This is a genomic window from Bacterioplanoides sp. SCSIO 12839 (assembly GCF_024397975.1).
In the GTDB taxonomy this organism is placed as follows: Bacteria; Pseudomonadota; Gammaproteobacteria; order Pseudomonadales; family Oceanobacteraceae; genus Bacterioplanoides.
Window position 1 is genome coordinate 971,565 of sequence record NZ_CP073745.1, and the last position, 17,058, is coordinate 988,622.

Sequence of the window (17,058 nt, forward strand, 5' to 3'; positions counted from 1 at the left end):
GATATTTACGGAAACTCAGATACCTAAGGTATTAGTTGCACTCAGCTTCGTATTGATCAGCAGTCAGCAGGCCGTCGTAATCGCCTTCGTTCGCTGGCTTGATCTTGAAGAACCAGGCTTCGCCGTATGGGTCTTCGTTTACTTTTTCCGGAGCGTCTACCAGGTCTTCGTTGATCGCTACGATTTCACCAGAGATGGGTGCGTAGATGTCGGAAGCGGCTTTTACAGACTCAACAACTGCGATGTCATCGTCAGCGGCAACTTCGGTGCCCACTTCTGGCAGCTCAACGAATACTACGTCGCCCAGCTGTTCTTGTGCGAAGTCGGTAACACCAACAGTGATGGTGCCGTCTTCTTCTTTACGCAGCCACTCGTGGGATGCAACGTATTTTAATTCTGTAGGGATATTGCTCATCAGTTTTCTCCGTACGGTCTGACGCTTTTTAAGTTCGTATTAAGTTGGTGGATAAAGACGCGGCAGAAAATAATCTGACGCGTCGTTATCGGAATTCTTTGGGCTTACTCAAAAACCTTCTTACCGTTACGTACAAACGGCAGTTTCACAACGCGGGCAGGAATCAACTTGCCACGCATTTCAATTTCACAGCTATCGCCGGTACCTTTAGGTACACGCGCCATTGCAATCGAGTGCTGCAGGCTAGGGGAGAAGGTACCTGAGGTCACTTCACCTTCACCGATGCCATCGACAACCACTTTCTGGTGAGAGCGCATCACACCACGGGTCTCCAGCACCAGACCAACCAACTTTGGAATATCGCCTTTGGCTTTCTCTTCTTCCAATGCTTTACGGCCAATAAAGTCACGCTCGGCTGGTTCCCAGGCGATGGTCCAACCCATGCCTGCTTGTAATGGGCTGATGGTTTCGTCCATATCGTTGCCGTACAGGTTCATACCGGCTTCTAAACGCAGCGTATCGCGCGCGCCCAGGCCAGCAGGCTGAACACCGGCATCGACCAGTGCTTGCCAGAAATCAGCGATTTCGGCTTCTGGCACCATAATTTCTAAGCCGTCTTCACCGGTATAGCCGGTACGGGCAAAGAACCAGTCGCTCTGTGGCAGACCCTGGAAGATCTTAAGGCTACCAACCAGTTCAGCTGATTCCGGCTTAACTTGTTTCACTTTGGCAATGGCGTTTGGACCTTGCACCGCCACCATCGACAATTCCGGGCGCTCAGTTAAAGAGACTTCAAAGCCTTTGCTTTGTTTGTCCATCCACTCCAGATCTTTTTCGCGCGTTGCACAATTCACAACCGTACGGTACCAGCCGTCCATGTTGTAGACGATCAGGTCGTCGATGACGCCGCCATCTTCGTTCAGCATGCCGGTGTATAACGCTTTGCCAGTGTCTTTTAACTTATCGACGTCGTTGGCCAGCAGTTTTTGCAGGAAGGCTTTGGCATCGCTGCCTTTTACATCAACGATGGTCATGTGGGATACATCAAACATACCCACATCTTCGCGTACGGCGTTATGTTCCTGAATCTGAGAGCCATAATGAATTGGCATATCCCAGCCACCAAAATCAACGATCTTACCGTTGGCCTCAACGTGCTTGGCGTACAGAGCCGTTTGCTTTCCCGCCGCTTGATTACCCATAGAGTCCTGTCCTGCCTGTTCGTGTTTGTTTGCCCGGCGCTTGTTTTCACACGGTATGTGTACTCAGCGTTTGCTCAGTGAGTGATTGTCGGGCAACCATAAAAAAAGGTCGGGCAGTATAGCGCTTAAGTCGAGCTTAATCATCCTTTTTGGTTACAAAGTTGCACCATGGTACACAAATTGGTTTGGTGGGCCTGAGGCCAGTGAATATCCGGGCTTTCAGTCCCGTTATTACATGCGAAGTTGTCTGGGTAGTTAAGTTTTGGGTGATTCGGTTGAGTTGCTCAGTACTGATCGGATGCCTGTGAATTCAGATCAGCGAACAATGCCACGAATGCTGAGACGAACATGGCTGTTCAGTAAGGTGTCAAAGTCTGAAAAAGCGACCTGGCGATCGTAAAAGCCATCGATCGCGAGTGCAGCAAAACCATGAATGTTTGACCAGCAGGTGGTTGAGAGAATCTGCGGATCTTCATCGAGTAATTCTTGTTGTTGTATACCGGCTTCGACCAGTTGCTTCAAAATGCCAAAGGCTTTTTGCCCAGAGTCAATCAGGTCTGGGTATTCCGCCCGATTTTCGATGCTGGGGCCAAAAACCAGTTTGTAGCGCTCAGGGTTGTGAATGGCAAAGTTCAGATACGCTTTGCCAGCGGCTTCAATGTTTTTGGTTGCGGAGCAGCTCGGATCAATTAAAGCGCGGGTAGCTTGCGCCAATTCTTCAAAGGTTTGTTTAGCGATTTCAACCAACAGGTGGTTTTTGTCCTGAAAGTGGCGGTACGGAGCGGTTTGAGAAACCCCCACCTTGCGTGCCAGGCCTCGCAAACTCAGCTTTTCAACACCGGCTTCACGAATCAGCTCAACCGCGGCCTGCAGCAGTGCTGCCCGCAAATTACCGTGGTGGTAACTGCCCGGGCCTCTTTTCTCGCTGTTATGACTGTCGTTATTGAGGCCGCTGTCGGCGGTAGGTGTGGAAGGGGTGTTCATCAATGGGTCCATCTGAGTCTCTGCCTGTCATTCAATCCAAGTATGGTGTTGCTGTCAATCGAGTTGTTGACGCTGTAAACATGGATGTCATAACATGTGTTCATCGTAAACATGCAATATATCGAGCCACATTAATCGGCAATTTATAAGAGGCAATTTATGTTTTTCATTGCAGATTTATTTTCTTCGCTGAGCCAGCGCCGCATTCGTTCCTTGTGTATTCCTGTGTTGTTACTGAGCGTGTTCAGTATGCCGTCGTGGTCGCAGGCACCACTGCCGGTTGAGGTGATGGAATCTCAGGTGGTGGAATATGCCCGCGACATTCATATCAGTGGTTTGCTGGAGAATAAATCAGAGCAGACGCTGGCTTTTAAAATCGCGGGTTTAGTTCGCAAAGTTGTCGTCGACGATGGTCAATGGGTGAAAAAAGGACAGGTATTAGCGTCGCTTGATCTGGAAGAGATTGATGCGCAGGTGGCCAAGGCCGAATCGGTATTGGGTAATGCTGAGCGTAATCTGGAACGTTTTAAATCGTTGCAGGGGTCTAATGCACTCTCCATTGATCGTTTGCAGCAGGCGGAAACTCAGGTCGATGTGGCACGTTCCGATTTAACCGTCGCCCGCTTTAACCAGCGCCATGCCGTTATTCGTGCGCCTTCTGCCGGTCGTATTTTAAAGCGCTTTATTGAGCCGAATGAGCTGGTATCGATTGGTAAGCCTGCATTTGTTTTTGCTTCCAGCAACACCGGCTGGGTATTACGGGCAGGCGTAACCGATCGCGATATTGTCCGCCTGGCGTTAAATGATAAAGCGACCGTCTGGTTTGATGCGTATCCGGGTGAGATCTTTGCTGCGCACATCAGTGAATTAGCAGGCCGTGCTGATGCCACGCAAACCTTTGAGGTGGAGCTGCGTTTGTCTGGCAATAATCAACAGGGAATTCAGCGCACACTGTTAGCCGGTTTTGTTGGTAAGGCGTCGATTATGCCGAGCGAACGAACTCAGGCATCTTTATTACCGGTTTCTGCGATGGTGAAAGGTGAAGCGGGTGGTGTGGATATTTATACCGTGGTAGATGGTGAGCCGGTCAGTCGTCATTTACCGCTGATTGGTCTGGATGGCGAATATTTAGTGGTTACCGGACTGGAAGCAGGGACTCAGGTGATTGTTGCTGGTGCGCCTTATGTTCAGCCTGGCCGCAAACTGAATATTCTGAATCAAGCCATTGCCAACCAATAACGTCAGGAAGCGGAGATAAACCATGCAGTTACCGGCGTTAGCTATTCGTAATCACCAGTTTACTCTGGTGATGTTTTTATTGTTGGTGTTGTTGGGGGGGGTGTCGTTTTTCACCATGCCTCGTTCTGAAGATCCACAATTCGATTTTTCGGCAGCCATTATTAAAGTCGTGAACCCGGGCACCACACCTCTGGATATGGAAAAGCTGGTGGTCGATCCGATTGAATCTGCCATTAATGAGTTGGATGACCTGAAAGATATTAAAACCAGTGTTGAAGATGGCCTGGCGGTTATTCGGGTGGAGTTTTTATACGGTACTGATCCCGAAGATAAATACGATGACGTCGTGTCGGCCGTTGCTCAGGTGCGGGATCAATTGCCAGACGGTATTGTCGATTTAAGCATTAATAAAATTTCACCCTCAGATGTGAATACATTGCAGCTGGCATTGGTGTCTGAGATTGTCAGCTATAAAGAATTAAAACGTCACGCTGAAGCACTGGAGCAGCGACTTGAGCGAGTTTCTGGTGTTAAGCGGGTGGATGTTGATGCGCTGCCTAAATTAGAAGTTCAGATTCAGGTCAATCAGCAAACCGTTAATGGTATGGGCATCAGCCTGGATGAAATTCAGCGTGCGGTTGCAACGGCTGCGCAAAATTTACCGGGCGGTCATGCCAACGCCGGGCCACGACGCTTCACGGTTCGTACCAGTGGCGATTATGAATCACTGGATGCCATTGGTGAGACGGTCGTTCGTGCCCGTAGCCTCAATGCTGGCAACGACAGTACTGTTGGACGTTTTATTTATTTGCGCGATATTGCAGAGATTTCGTTAACCGAAAGTTTGCCCAGTTACCGCGCCAAATTAAATGGCCGCCGGGCGGTGTTTATCTCGGTGGTGCAGCGTGAAGGCACACAAATTTTTGATGTGATGGCAGGTATTCAGGCGGCATTGGATCAGTATGTTGAAAAACGCCTGTCTGACAATATTGAAGTTCATACGGTCATGGATCAGAGCCAGAGCGTTAAAAAACAAATCAGTGGCTTTTTTGATAATTTAAATCAGGGGCTGATTCTGGTCGCTGTGCTGTCTGTGGTTGTGCTCGGTTTTAAACCGGCACTGGTCGTGGTGACGGCGATTCCTCTGTCGATTTTTATTGCCATTGGTTGGGTGGATTTAACCGGCTTTGGCCTGCAACAAATGTCGATTGTAGGGCTGGTGATTGCACTAGGGTTATTGGTCGATAACGCCATCGTGGTGGTGGAAAATGTAGCACGCCATTTACGCGATGGTGACTCTCCGAAAGAAGCAGCAATTGCAGGCAGTTCTCAGGTGGCCTGGGCCGTTGCCAGTGGTACGTTAACCACGGTTTTATCGTTTTTCCCGATGTTATTAATGCAAAACGGCTCTGGTACGTTTATGCGGGCGATGCCGGTTACTGTGGTATTAACATTGTTTGCTTCATTGTTAATTGCTTTAACGCTGACGCCACTCATTGCCAGTCGTTTAGGTTCGGCAGCGAGCAAAACCACTAAAGCACAAGCCAAGCTGGAAACCATAGCTGCTGGCCCTTATAACCATTGGCTGAATCGTGCTCTCAGACATCCGGCCAAAGTGTTGGTTATTTCTTTTGCTTTATTATTTGGCAGTTTATCGCTATTCCCGTTTATTGGCGTGAGCCTGTTTCCGAAAGCTGAAAAACCAATGATTCTGGTGAATATTGATATGCCGGAAGGCACGGGTTTTGAACAAACTCAAATCATGGCTGACCGGGTTGAAGCCATTGTTTCTGAGCATGAATTGGTCGTGGATATTGCTCAGAACGTTGGCCGTGGTAATCCACGTATGTATTACAACATTTTCCCGGCACGACAAACGGTGAATTATGCTCAGCTGTTTGTCACCTTAAAGCAGGGAGATTTGCCAACGGTTGAGCCTATGGTAGCAGCCTTGCGCAACGAGTTGGGTAATATTGCCGGTGCACAAATTATCGTAAAAGAACTGCTGCAAGGCCCTCCGGTTGAAGCCCCGGTGGCTATTCGTATTATTGGGGAAGACCTGGATAAAATTCAGGCGGTTTCAAGAGATATTGCCGATATTATGGATCGAACGCCGGGCATTGTGGGTGTGGATAATCCAGTTGGCAAATTCAAAGTCGATTTAAAGGTGGATATTAATCGCGATAAAGCCGCCATGCTGGGTATTCCGCTGAACAGTATCGACCGAACAATTCGTACCGCACTGGTGGGGTTACCAATGGGTGTATACCGTGATGATGACGGTGAAGAATACGACCTGGTATTACGCCTATCCGAATACCCACGCCCTGAATTAGCGACCTTTGATGATATTCAGATCGCCACGGCCACAGGCCAGCTGGTGCCATTGCGACAAGTTGCTGAAGTGAAGCCTGAAACCAGTATTGCTCGCTTCCAACATTACGATACTGAACGTATGGCTCGTATCACGGCGGATGTGTTGCCCGGTTTCACAACTGAGGTGGTCACTAATAAGGTGATTGAGCAATTGGATCAATACGCCTGGCCGGATGGCGTACGGTATGCCGTGGGCGGTGAACAGGCAAACCGTAAAGAAGCATTTGGTGGTATGGCAAAAGCGCTGATTCTGGCCGTGTTTGGTATCTTCGCGGTATTGGTGTTGCAGTTCCGCTCATTTATTCAGCCACTGATTGTTTTTGCTGCCATTCCGTTTGCGTTAATTGGTGCATTTTTAGCGCTGTTCCTAACCGGCTATACCTTCAGTTTTACCGCCTTTATTGGTTTAACGTCGCTGGTGGGAATTGTAGTAAATAACTCGATTATTCTGGTCGATTATGCAAACCAGATGCGCCGCGAAGGCATGGAGCAATTAGAAGCGATTGCCGCCTCTGCCCGTACGCGGTTTGTACCGATTGTATTAACGACATTAACGACAATTGGTGGTTTATTACCGCTGACATTATCCGGTTCCAGTATGTGGTCACCGATGGGCTGGGCCATTATTGGTGGCTTACTGGTATCAACTTTACTGACTCTGATTGTGGTGCCGGTGCTGTACCGTTATCTGGGGAAAATGCCTGACCAGGACTAACGAGGTTTGGAGTTAAGTGACTTTGGATCTAAGTGACTTTGGATCTAAGTGACTTGGGATCTAAGTGACTTGGGATCTAAGTGACTTGGGATCTAAGTGACTTGGGATCTAAGTTACCTTGGAGCTAAGTCATTTTAGAATCAGGGACTTTGGCCTTAACAGAATTATTCAGGCATGCTGTAAGGCCATTTAACTTCAGTATGTGAATCAACGGATGAACGGCACAAATACGACCTTATCGAATGCCTCTGAAGCCTGTGCTACGGATCAGGAGTTGGTTGCGTATTTGTTAGAGGTTGATGCGGCTGATTTTTGGCAAAAATTTGCCGAGAAGTTAGTTGTTTTATGGTCGTTGGATTACTGTGCCGTATTTCGCTTCTGGCCAGCAGAATCGTCAGTGCTGGGGTATTCTGCTACTGACGGTTTTCAATGCCGCCAACCGGATTACCCCAGTACGTTATCTGAAGTCATTCAGCCTTGTGTTGATCGGGGTGATTTAACCATTCATATTGCTGGGGCGCATTGCCAGGTTGTTGCGGTTGATCAGTACTGCACTGTGGCTCTGGTTCTGAAGGATTGCGATGAAATCCGCTTAAATAATCTGATGCCTTATGTGGTGAGTGCCGTTCAGTTAGAGCACAGATTGCAGGCCGCGAAAAATTCCAGTGAACTTGATCGTATGCGTATTCAGGCTGTTTTTAATCAGTTTCGGATACCGGTAGCAAGTTTGGATGAGTCTGGAAAGCTGATTGTGCAGAACGATAAAATGCGTCGTTTAACAGAGTCTGGTGTATTAAATCCTGAAAGTTTAATGCCTGCTAATATTCCATCTTTAGTGCACGGTACGGTCAAAGCTTTCGCAAATAATACTGCTCTGAAAAAGCAGGCTACTGTTGAAAATGACCTTGCAGCCATATATCAATTTGACATGGTGCTTACTGATGGCAGTCAGGCGAAGATGGTGCTGCAACAGGATGAACAGGGGGAATGGCTTCTCTACTTGCTTAGTTCAAAATTACTGGATGCTATGAGTGAAGATAAGCTTTGTGACTTGTTCGGGCTGACTCAGCGGGAAGCACGCTGCGCTTATCTGTTTGTTTGTGGTAAGTCGGTAACTGAAATTGCTGAGTCTGAAGGGCGTAGTGTGCATACGGTACGTGAGCAGTTGCGCTCCTGCTACAACAAGACCAACAGTAAAACCCAGTTGCAATTCATCAGTTTGATGGCCAGCTTGCCGGGTTGTTAGCCTGAAAAACAGTTTTGGCTTTAGCCGGGTAACGCACGCACTAAGCTCACTAACTCTACCTGGCCACGAACTCCACTCTTACGATAACAGCTGGTAAGCTGCTCTGTGACGGTTTCAACCGATTTCTCCAGTGTTTGTGCAATGTGTTTTACCGCCATTCCTTTTGCAAGCAACTGGCAACAGCGAGCTTCACTATTGGTAAAGTTAAACAGCTTATTCAATTTAAGTGGATCAATTTCATATTGGTTGTTTAAATCAATGGCATAAACAATGGCACCAATAAAGGTTTGTTGCTGCTCTTCATTGTGCTCTGTTAATGCCTGTGCCTGAAGGTTGAACTGAGTATCACCTTTCTTAAAAATAACATCCTGAGGTGTATAAACCAGGCTGGTGCCTTTGGCCTGACAGATACTTTCTGTGATATTTACATATATATCGCGGGTCACTTCGCTACTGCCAAAACAGACCTGGCGATTTGCGCCCAGAGAAAACCTATCCTGATCAAAAAAGTGCGTTCGCATCTGCTCATTAATCATCACCGCTTCACCAAACTCATTAAACAGCGCGGCAGCAAACGGAAGCTGATTAACCGCTTGCTGTAATCGGTCGGAGTCTTTGGTGCAATCGGCAATCATTAAACGCAAATCCAGTGCTTTTTTGATTAATGGTGCTAAGGCGTCAAGGCGTTCAATTTCTTCTGTTGTGTAGTGCCCAACGCTATGTGATCGTGTGTGATTAATTGCAAGGATGCATTGATCTTCACGTATAAACGCACAAGCAGAGCCTGCCAGTATGTCCTGAGGGTCACACCAACCTTTAAAAAACTTAGAGTTTTCAATCTCATTGATTGGGCTGTGTAAGCTGGTGGAATAAAAGGTTTGCACTGGCCATTGATGAAGGGCGGCCTGCAATGGATCGAGGTGAATATATTCCTCGACATACAGTTGATAAAAATGCTCATTCGGTGGCGATCCGGCCCATTCCTGAAAGCGTATGTCCATCGTTGTTGGGTTGTAAGCGTATAAATGGCAAGAGCGTAATTGAAAGTGATCAGCAAATGTCGTCAGGAAAGTATCCCAGCCATTGATTTGATGATTGGCTTCAAAAAGTAACTGAACCAGATGTTGGTCTTGTGGTGCGATGTTCTTTATTGGCGCTTCTGCCTGCACTTCCTGGCTAACTGGACGACGTGACATCGTTTTCAGGGTTCCTGTTTATCGTTATCTGGCCTATTTTATTGCCATAATTTTTAGTCAGTGTATACCCCGGTTTTTTGGGGTAGCCGCATCGATGTGTGAAATTTAGCATGGCGTGATTCTATAATCTGTAGGGAAATAGCATGTTACGTAATACGTTTGCTCTGATGTTGGTGCTGATGTTAACTGCCTGTGGTGCGGAGTCAGACAGTGGTCCGGATTCTGGAGCTGATACTGGCTCAGGTGAGGGTGATAGTAACCAAGATGGTTTACAACAAGCTGATTTCACTAGCTCACCGAATTATTTTCAACTTTCGTTAACCAGAAACCAGACGGCCAGCAGTGGTTTTAAAGTGAACCGGCGAGGCTCTGCTTCACAATCAACTAATGCTTATGATCAAAGCGGCACTTCATTCAAAACAAATATCGAGATCATTACGGTTGACCCAGACAATAACCTGGTTTCAGGTTCTTCATACGTCAGCTTGAGCAAGTGTTGCAAAGATCCAGCTGATCGCAAAGAGAGTGATATTGGGGTGGTTACGCGCTTATCCGTCGAGGTGAAACTGGATAAAGACAATAGTCCGGAAGTTTTAGGCAATGGCACCGTACTTAATCAGGATAATGCCAGTTTTTATTTATCCTTTTCGCAAATAGAAGGTGAGTATCGACGCTTGCATTATATTGATGATAGGCATTATGAGTCGTTGCCCGAATCATTCAGTCAGCCGGTTTTAATTGATGAGAGATGGTATGACTCACCTGAAGAGCTCTTTAATTTTGTTATTTACAATAAAGAATATTCGACGTCATCCAGCTTTGATCAGGGTGGTTTAGAGTTGCTGGATATTGAGCTCAAAGTTAATGGTGCCATCCAGTCTGAAAGCAGCTCGAGAGAAGACGAGGCTGAAATTGCACTGGATGCCAGCTTTATGATCAACGGGGAACGTTATGAGCTTTCTTCTCTGACCCGATATACCGATGGTCACGAAAAGTATTATTCAAATATTTTAGGAAGTGGCTACACCGAAGTGGCTCAGGTGAAGGTTGATGCTAATGGTGCAACAGTTATTCAGAATAGCGATAACTATGATAGTGGCTCTGGCAGTGATGGCAATAGCGACTCCATTGATTGTGACAGTGCCTGGTCAGGTCCGAACGATATTCAGGCCAGTAGCTTTTGTTCAGCGGCTTGTTTATACGCCGGCCAGAATAACCAGCAAGGTGTTTCTCTGTCTTGCCAGCAGTTGGATAGCGCGTTTGGTTTAAGGTCGAGTTGCAGTGTTTGTAATTAGTCTCTCTGGAATATTATTTCTGATAACTATCCAGATCCAGGGTTGGAGAAAAGATAAAGGGTTGAGGTAGCTCATTGGGTGTTGGCGGAAAAGGATTTGCGGCCAACACCGCTTTTTTTACCCAGTCGTCAGTGACCGGATTGCCGGAGCTTCCAATAATCTCAACCTGTGTGGCAATTTGCCGATACTGAATCGTTAACCGTAGGCGGACTTTACCGCTCATCTCTGCCGGAGCAATTAACCGACGGTTTAAGTGTTCCAATAATCGCTGAACATAATCACGCTCGACCGGATCACTGATTTGCTGAGTCTGAGCTTTGTGTTTCTCTTCGGTTTTTTCAATCGCACTTTGGTTTTCACTTTCCTTCGATGTGGGTTGTGGCCGCTCAATCGGTGTCATCTGCTCAGGTGAGCGGATTTTTTTCTCACTATCAGTTGCCGTCACTACCTCTGTTGGAGGTTGGAGAGGGGGGACTTCCCGTTGTTCTGGTGTTTCAGGCTCGGCTGCTGCCTGTTCCGGTTGTGGCGCCGGTTGAGGAATGTCTTCGGGTGGTTGAGTCGAGTCTTCCGTACTGATGCTGGTCGCTTTTTGCTCTTGTTGCTCGGTTTGATTTTTTTTATCGGGAGACTGCAGTGGTTGCGTCATCAGCTGTGCCTGAAGGACTCTGGCCGTCTGTGCTGGCTCTTCCGCGCGTTGATAAAATACCACGGCACCATGAACCAGCAGTGAAAGCATCAATGCCAGAATAAATGTGTGATTAGCCTGAAGTGCCATGTATGATATCAGCTCCGATTTAGCAGATTGCGATCACAACGTATTGAACCAGAAAAATCAATAAAGGAGTTTTAAGATGAGCGTATTAGTAGGTAAGCAAGCCCCTGATTTCACTGTACCAGCGGTACTGGGCGATGGCAGCATTGTTGATGAGTTTTCTTTGTCTGAAACCATCAAAGGCAAATATGCCGTTGTATTCTTCTACCCACTGGATTTCACCTTTGTATGTCCGTCTGAGCTGATCGCTCTGGACCACCGTATGGACAAATTCAAAGAGCTGGGTGTTGAAGTGATCGCTGTATCGATTGACTCTCACTTCACTCACAACGCATGGCGTAACACTGACATCAATGCCGGTGGTATTGGTCAGGTTAAGTACACTATGGCTGCAGACATTGATCACGGTATCTGTAAAGCCTACGACGTTGAGACTGCTGGTGGTGTTGCTCTGCGTGGTGCTTTCCTGATCGACAAAGAAGGTCTGGTACGTGCTCAGAACATCAACGACCTGCCACTGGGCCGTAATATCGATGAGCTGGTACGTCTGGTTGAAGCACTGCAATTCCACGAAGAGCACGGTGAAGTTTGCCCAGCTGGCTGGAATAAAGGCGACAAAGGCATGAATGCTTCTCCGGAAGGCGTTGCTGAGTACCTGTCTGCTGAGTCTGACAAGCTGTAAGCGTTTTCAGATGCTAAAAAAACCCGCAAGTGCGGGTTTTTTTATGCCTGTTTTTCAGCGTTGAAGATCAATCGCTGAGGTGCTCATCAAAACGCAGCACTTTGGTTTGAAAGCCAGCCTCATTGAGAATATAGGCCGCCGCTTCGCCACGGGCTTCCCCAGTAGTCACATAAACAAACTCAGGAGAAAGCCCAGGTAGTTCACTGCGCAGTTTGGCCAAAGGGATGTTCCTGGCTTTGGGGAGCGGATGGGCGATGGACTCCTGGCGGGTGCGGACATCAATCACTATGGTGCCCGTGTCTCCATCTTCAATCAATTCGTGTAACTGCGCTTCGTTGAGGTATTCCAGTACCGGGTTTTTCAGCAGGCGATTAAAATCGTCCTGCGTTAATACCATCAGTTCACCATCGCTCGACATTGTTACGGTCGCATTGCGTGGTAAGGCACTGTTTAGCGCATCTTCACCAAATAAGGTGCCAGTGGTAATGGCGGCCAGGGTTTCAGGCTTGCCATTATTCATGCGGGTAACTACAGCTTTACCGGATTTGATGACGTAACACTCCTGCCCGCTATCGCCTTCTTTGATAATCACTTCACCCAACGCAACACGGCGCTCATTAAAGCGCATCAGCAGCTGCTGAATGTTGGCGGGTGGAATTCGGTTAAACAGCCGGGAGGTGAGTAAGGCTTCGAGCCAGTCGGCTTCTTCATCCTGCTCTTCATAAGATTGACGTAACTCAGACCAGGTGGTTATCAGTTCCAGATACTGGCGTTTGATCGAGAAGAAGCTGCAGGCGGACTGAGTGATGGCGGCACAGCGATGAACGGGGTGGCTGCTGTCGAGCGCCAGGAAATTTTCATCTTCTTCACCATGAATTTTGGTGATATTGAACTGATCGTCCGCCAGATCCAGTTCACCACTGAGCAAAAAATGGCACTCGTCATCTTCAACGCCCCGTTTGAACAGAATTTGTTTGCTGTTCAGTTGGTGGTAGCGAAAGTGCGGCATGAGTTCCTCGATGGTTGCTTCGGACAATTCATCGAAGGGAACAAAATGCTGGATTTGCTCAATGCGTAACGTGCTTTCCATACGTCTCTTCTGGTCTGCTTAAGTGGCCGATCTTTCGACCGACCTGGTGGCTGTGCACATTAAGCATAGCAAAGCTCACGCATTAAACTGTTGGCAACGTCAGGCAATCTGTAATGGTTTGTAGCTGCTCCGGTTGTGTTCGGTCGATGCCCGCAACATAAGGTGTATGGCCGAGTAACGGGATTTGACGATGTTCAAACCACTGGCGCAGAAAGGCCAGGTTTCCGGCTTGAGCCTCCATATCAGCGGATAGACTGTTCGCGACCCAGCCAACCAGTTTGGCGCCGCAGTTCTGAATCACCTGGGCACTGAGTAGCGCATGGTTGATACAGCCCAGGCGCAGACCCACTACCAGAATCACTTCGGCATCCAGCTCACCCGCAAAATCGGCCAGTGTTTCAGTGTTGTTGAGAGGGACTAACCAGCCGCCAGCGCCTTCAACCAGTTGAAAATCAGCCGCTACGCTTAAGCCGGGTTGGCAGGCGGTTAACAAATCATTGCAGGAGAGGGCGGTGTTTTCCTGCTCTGCGGCAATATGAGGGGCAATGGCCGCTTGAAGGGCAATAGGGTTATGACGTGAGTATTCCTGTTGTTCGGTGCTGTATTGGCGCAGCAGCTGTGCGTCTTCATTTTGCCATTGAAGACCATTATCCGTTTTGACAGATTCACAACCGGCGGCAACCGGTTTTAAACCGAATGTTGTGAGGCCTTGTTGCTGCGCTTTTTGCAGCAGCGCGGAAGAGACCAGGGTTTTTCCGGCATCGGTATCAGTACCGGTTATAAAGTAGCGTTTCATTCGTTATCCCATCATCTCCCCAATGGACAGATTTAAATCATCAAATATTTACGAGGCCGATGCTTTCAATAGCAGCAACAGGATGTTGCGGTAGCCCGGCAGGCACAGGGATGTGCCTTCGGGGCGGCGGCTGAAAGTATTGGCCTTGTGAATATGGTTAACTTTTGCGTAAAACCAGCCAAAGCACTTGATAACTCACCGGTAACTTTCCGTGCTCATCACGCGGGTAAAACTGATCAAGCAACCTCAAAGCGGCACGGCCACCAAGGCCAGATTTTCGGCCCGAGTTCACATTCGTTGCACCAATGGCTTTTAAGCTGCGTAATAACTCAGTGAGCGAATCATAATGCTCGGTTAAACATTCCTGATGTTGAGAAATCACTTCCAGGTTTAATTGCTCACAAATATTAAGCAACCGCTGTTTTTCAACAAATTGATTCACATGTGGGCGCTCATCAATCTGATGCCAGGCATCACTTAATTCCTGCTGAGTACCGGGTAATAAGGTTGCAATGGCGAGTGTTGAATCGGGCGCTAATACCCGTTGCCACTCATGTAAGGTGTGTAATGGGTTTTCACTCCACTGCAGCATCAGGCTGGAAAAAATTCCCTGCTTACTCGCATCGTGAAAGGGTAAAACATCGGCATCAGCCTGAACAAATTCCAACTGTTGAATCAGCGACGACTGGGAAAATTGTTGCTGAGCAAACTGCAGCATACCTTCAGCCAAGTCGACACCGGTAACATGACGAATCCCAGTATTCAATAACGGCTTAAATGCAGCGCCCGTGCCACAACCAATGTCCAGCCAGTGGCCTAAATCGTTATTGGGCTTCTGCGGTAAAAAGGTTAATAACCGCTCAATCGCTTGCTGCTGAATGGTAGCTGCCTGGTCATAGCTGTTGGCGGCGCGGCTGAACTGACGAGCAACTTGTTTTTTATCACGAGTCTGATGTGTGTCTTTTGCCCATTTATTTTGATTGGTCAGGGCATCCAGATTAATCACCGTCATACGCTACTCCTGATATTTGAGCTTCCAGCTGGTGGAGAGTCTGTAAAACCTTGTTTTTGCCGGGTTCAGTTAGAAAAAAAACATGACTTTTTTCGTCACAATAAAAAGCCGGGGAGAGTTGGCGTGGATTAAAACCATCCTGCTCTGAATAACCGTGCAACTGCTGAGCCTGTAAGGCTGGCAGTGTCTGGTAATTCAGCCAGCTCAACGAATGAATCAATGTGGCTTCATCGCTGACTTGACGATTGGCAAGCTCACGCATTAATTCCCGAGCATTGTCAGCGTATTGGGTACATAAACCTAAAAAGCGTTTGGCGGTTTTGGTCGGAAACTTTTCTAAGCTGGCAGAAAAAGTGGCAAATGTTTTCGGTTCCATGCCTTGTGCTGAAATAGTAGGTGTTGACGGTTTGAGTTCTGAAGTGCCGGCCTCTTGTAAAAACCGTTCGCCCGTTGCCAGTGTTATTAATGCAATTGGCATATCCGATAATTGCTGAAACGCCTGAGCACAATGTACCGCTAGGGCGCCACCTAATGACCAGCCAATAAAAATGACATTTTTAAACGAGGTTGTGCTTTGGTTTATTTGAATAAACTGTACTAACTCTTGGGCCGATTGCTGAGCGAACTCAATCAACTCCCCTTTTTCTGGGTAATTTATCCCTAAATGTGTCGCTGGAATATCACGGTACAATGGCTCAAAAACACTGGCCTGAAAACTCCAGCCGGGAAACCAGCAATACAAGGTTTGGGTATTGTCGTTATGTAACATAGCCCAGTTCATTGCATCACCTGCTCTAATGCAGTGAGCAAGGCGTCAATTTGTTCGCGGGTATGATTGGCGGTTAGAGTGATGCGCAAGCGAGCACTGCCTGCAGGCACCGTCGGTGGGCGAATAGCACTCACCCACAAGCCTCGCTGTTTTAAGGCTTCGCTTAATGTCAGTGCTTTATCCGCATCACCAATTAATAAAGGCTGAATGGCCGATTCGGATGGCATTAGCGGCAGATCAATTTCACCAGCCCGCTGGCGAAAATAACGAATATGCTGGGTTAATTGTTCGCGCCGTTGAGGCTGCCTCATTAATTCCAGATTAAATAACATGGCTTCTGCCAGTGCGGGTGGCAGTGCCGTGGTGTAAATATACGGTCGGGCAAACTGAATTAAATAATCGATCAATTCCTCACTACCAGCGACAAAGGCACCATAGCCGCCAAGTGCTTTACCCAGTGTGCCAACATAAACCGGTAACTGTTCCGGTGTTAAGGCAAAATGATCACGAACACCATTGCCCTGATTTTTTTCTTTTGACCCAAGAATGCCTAAACCGTGGGCATCATCAATCATCAATAGGGCATTGTGCTTTTCGGCAATATCACTGAGCTGGCGGACATCGGCCAAATCACCATCCATGCTGAAAATACTGTCGCTGACAATCAGCTTTTCACCGCTGTCTTCGGTTGCATTTTCAAGCATATTATTGAGCTGAGTGTAATCGGCATGGCGATAACGTAATAATTTAGCCCGGCTTAATTGAGCACCATCCAGTAGTGAAGCGTGGTTGAGTTTATCCTGAAAAATCAGGTCGCCACGTTGTGCCAGTGCGGCAATGGTACCAACATTGGCCATAAAACCGCTGGAGAATAACAAGGCACGTGGGTAGCCGGTGTAATCGGCTAGTGCCTGTTCTAATTCATGGTGTGCTTGAGTATGGCCACACACCAGATGGGAGGCACCGCTGCCGAGGTTCCATTTGTGGGCTGCTTGAGCCAGTGCTTCACCACCTTCACACGCCAGACCAAGGTAATCATTTGAGCAAAAGTTGATCAGCTGTTGGCCGTTAATTTCTACCATCGCTTGCTGCGGGCTGTCTAATGAGACGCGGCGGCGGCGCAGATGCTGTTCATCGCGCTGTTGCAGGGCGTGTTGAATGCGTTGGTTCCAGCTCATTGGGCAGGGGATTCCTCAATCATGGAAGGTAATCATGATAAATGCGCCAAACCAGTGGTCAACTAGACTGTCGTTTGTAGGTTTACTGGAT

At 47.8% G+C, this 17,058-nt stretch carries 15 protein-coding genes; 5 read left to right on the top strand and 10 right to left on the bottom strand.

Annotated features, from left to right (window positions below):
- Positions 1-31: 31 nt before the first annotated feature.
- The 3 genes from gcvH to KFF03_RS04530 form a co-directional block, all read right to left on the bottom strand.
- Positions 32-415 carry a glycine cleavage system protein GcvH gene (gene gcvH / locus KFF03_RS04520; RefSeq protein ID WP_068658004.1) on the bottom strand — a complete coding sequence of 128 codons (384 nt, stop codon included), beginning with the start codon at positions 413-415 and terminating at the stop codon, positions 32-34.
- A gap of 104 nt (positions 416-519) precedes the next feature.
- On the bottom strand, positions 520-1,617 hold the full coding sequence (gene gcvT, locus KFF03_RS04525) for a glycine cleavage system aminomethyltransferase GcvT (RefSeq protein ID WP_255859178.1): 1,098 nt from the start codon (positions 1,615-1,617) through the stop codon (positions 520-522).
- 315 nt (positions 1,618-1,932) lie between these two features.
- Positions 1,933-2,601 carry a TetR/AcrR family transcriptional regulator gene (locus KFF03_RS04530; RefSeq protein ID WP_255859180.1) on the bottom strand — a complete coding sequence of 223 codons (669 nt, stop codon included), beginning with the start codon at positions 2,599-2,601 and terminating at the stop codon, positions 1,933-1,935.
- A 159-nt stretch (positions 2,602-2,760) separates the two neighbouring features.
- Here KFF03_RS04530 and KFF03_RS04535 point away from each other — a divergent pair, with 159 nt between their 5' ends.
- From KFF03_RS04535 to KFF03_RS04545, 3 genes are all read left to right on the top strand, one after another.
- Positions 2,761-3,840, top strand: a complete 1,080-nt coding sequence (locus tag KFF03_RS04535) for an efflux RND transporter periplasmic adaptor subunit (protein WP_255859181.1) — start codon at positions 2,761-2,763, stop codon at positions 3,838-3,840.
- A gap of 22 nt (positions 3,841-3,862) precedes the next feature.
- Positions 3,863-6,931 (top strand): efflux RND transporter permease subunit, encoded by a 3,069-nt coding sequence (locus tag KFF03_RS04540; protein WP_255859182.1) that lies wholly within the window; start codon positions 3,863-3,865, stop codon positions 6,929-6,931.
- Between the two features lie 214 nt (positions 6,932-7,145).
- The gene (locus KFF03_RS04545) at positions 7,146-8,177 is read left to right on the top strand and encodes a helix-turn-helix transcriptional regulator (RefSeq protein WP_255859183.1); all 1,032 of its coding nucleotides are present in this window, start codon (positions 7,146-7,148) and stop codon (positions 8,175-8,177) included.
- A gap of 20 nt (positions 8,178-8,197) precedes the next feature.
- Here KFF03_RS04545 and KFF03_RS04550 read toward each other — a convergent pair whose 3' ends face one another.
- Positions 8,198-9,373, bottom strand: coding sequence for a helix-turn-helix transcriptional regulator (locus KFF03_RS04550; protein ID WP_255859184.1), 1,176 nt, complete (start codon positions 9,371-9,373; stop codon positions 8,198-8,200).
- Between the two features lie 143 nt (positions 9,374-9,516).
- Here KFF03_RS04550 and KFF03_RS04555 point away from each other — a divergent pair, with 143 nt between their 5' ends.
- Entirely contained in the window at positions 9,517-10,668 is a 1,152-nt protein-coding gene (locus tag KFF03_RS04555) for a hypothetical protein (protein ID WP_255859185.1), read from the top strand.
- 13 nt (positions 10,669-10,681) lie between these two features.
- Here KFF03_RS04555 and KFF03_RS04560 read toward each other — a convergent pair whose 3' ends face one another.
- A complete protein-coding gene (locus KFF03_RS04560; RefSeq protein WP_255859186.1) occupies positions 10,682-11,443 on the bottom strand; it encodes a TonB C-terminal domain-containing protein in 762 nt (253 codons plus the stop codon).
- A gap of 76 nt (positions 11,444-11,519) precedes the next feature.
- On the opposite strand from KFF03_RS04560, the gene KFF03_RS04565 reads away from it, so the two are divergent.
- Positions 11,520-12,122, top strand: a complete 603-nt coding sequence (locus KFF03_RS04565) for a peroxiredoxin (RefSeq protein ID WP_255859187.1) — start codon at positions 11,520-11,522, stop codon at positions 12,120-12,122.
- A 67-nt stretch (positions 12,123-12,189) separates the two neighbouring features.
- Here the strand turns inward: KFF03_RS04565 and KFF03_RS04570 are convergent, their stop codons facing one another.
- The 5 genes from KFF03_RS04570 to bioF all read right to left on the bottom strand — a co-directional run bounded on the left by KFF03_RS04570 (position 12,190) and on the right by bioF (position 16,967).
- A complete protein-coding gene (locus tag KFF03_RS04570) occupies positions 12,190-13,212 on the bottom strand; it encodes a cyclic nucleotide-binding domain-containing protein (protein WP_255859188.1) in 1,023 nt (340 codons plus the stop codon).
- Between the two features lie 82 nt (positions 13,213-13,294).
- Positions 13,295-14,008, bottom strand: coding sequence for a dethiobiotin synthase (gene bioD / locus KFF03_RS04575; protein ID WP_255859189.1), 714 nt, complete (start codon positions 14,006-14,008; stop codon positions 13,295-13,297).
- Positions 14,009-14,165: 157 nt separating this feature from the next.
- Positions 14,166-15,020 carry a malonyl-ACP O-methyltransferase BioC gene (gene bioC, locus KFF03_RS04580; RefSeq protein WP_255859191.1) on the bottom strand — a complete coding sequence of 285 codons (855 nt, stop codon included), beginning with the start codon at positions 15,018-15,020 and terminating at the stop codon, positions 14,166-14,168.
- Positions 15,007-15,801: a thioesterase domain-containing protein gene (locus KFF03_RS04585; protein WP_255859192.1), complete on the bottom strand. Its 795-nt coding sequence runs from the start codon at positions 15,799-15,801 to the stop codon at positions 15,007-15,009. The genes bioC and KFF03_RS04585 overlap by 14 nt, the downstream gene beginning before the upstream one ends.
- Entirely contained in the window at positions 15,798-16,967 is a 1,170-nt protein-coding gene (gene bioF / locus KFF03_RS04590; protein WP_255859193.1) for an 8-amino-7-oxononanoate synthase, read from the bottom strand. The genes KFF03_RS04585 and bioF overlap by 4 nt, the downstream gene beginning before the upstream one ends.
- Between the last annotated feature and the right edge of the window lie 91 nt (positions 16,968-17,058).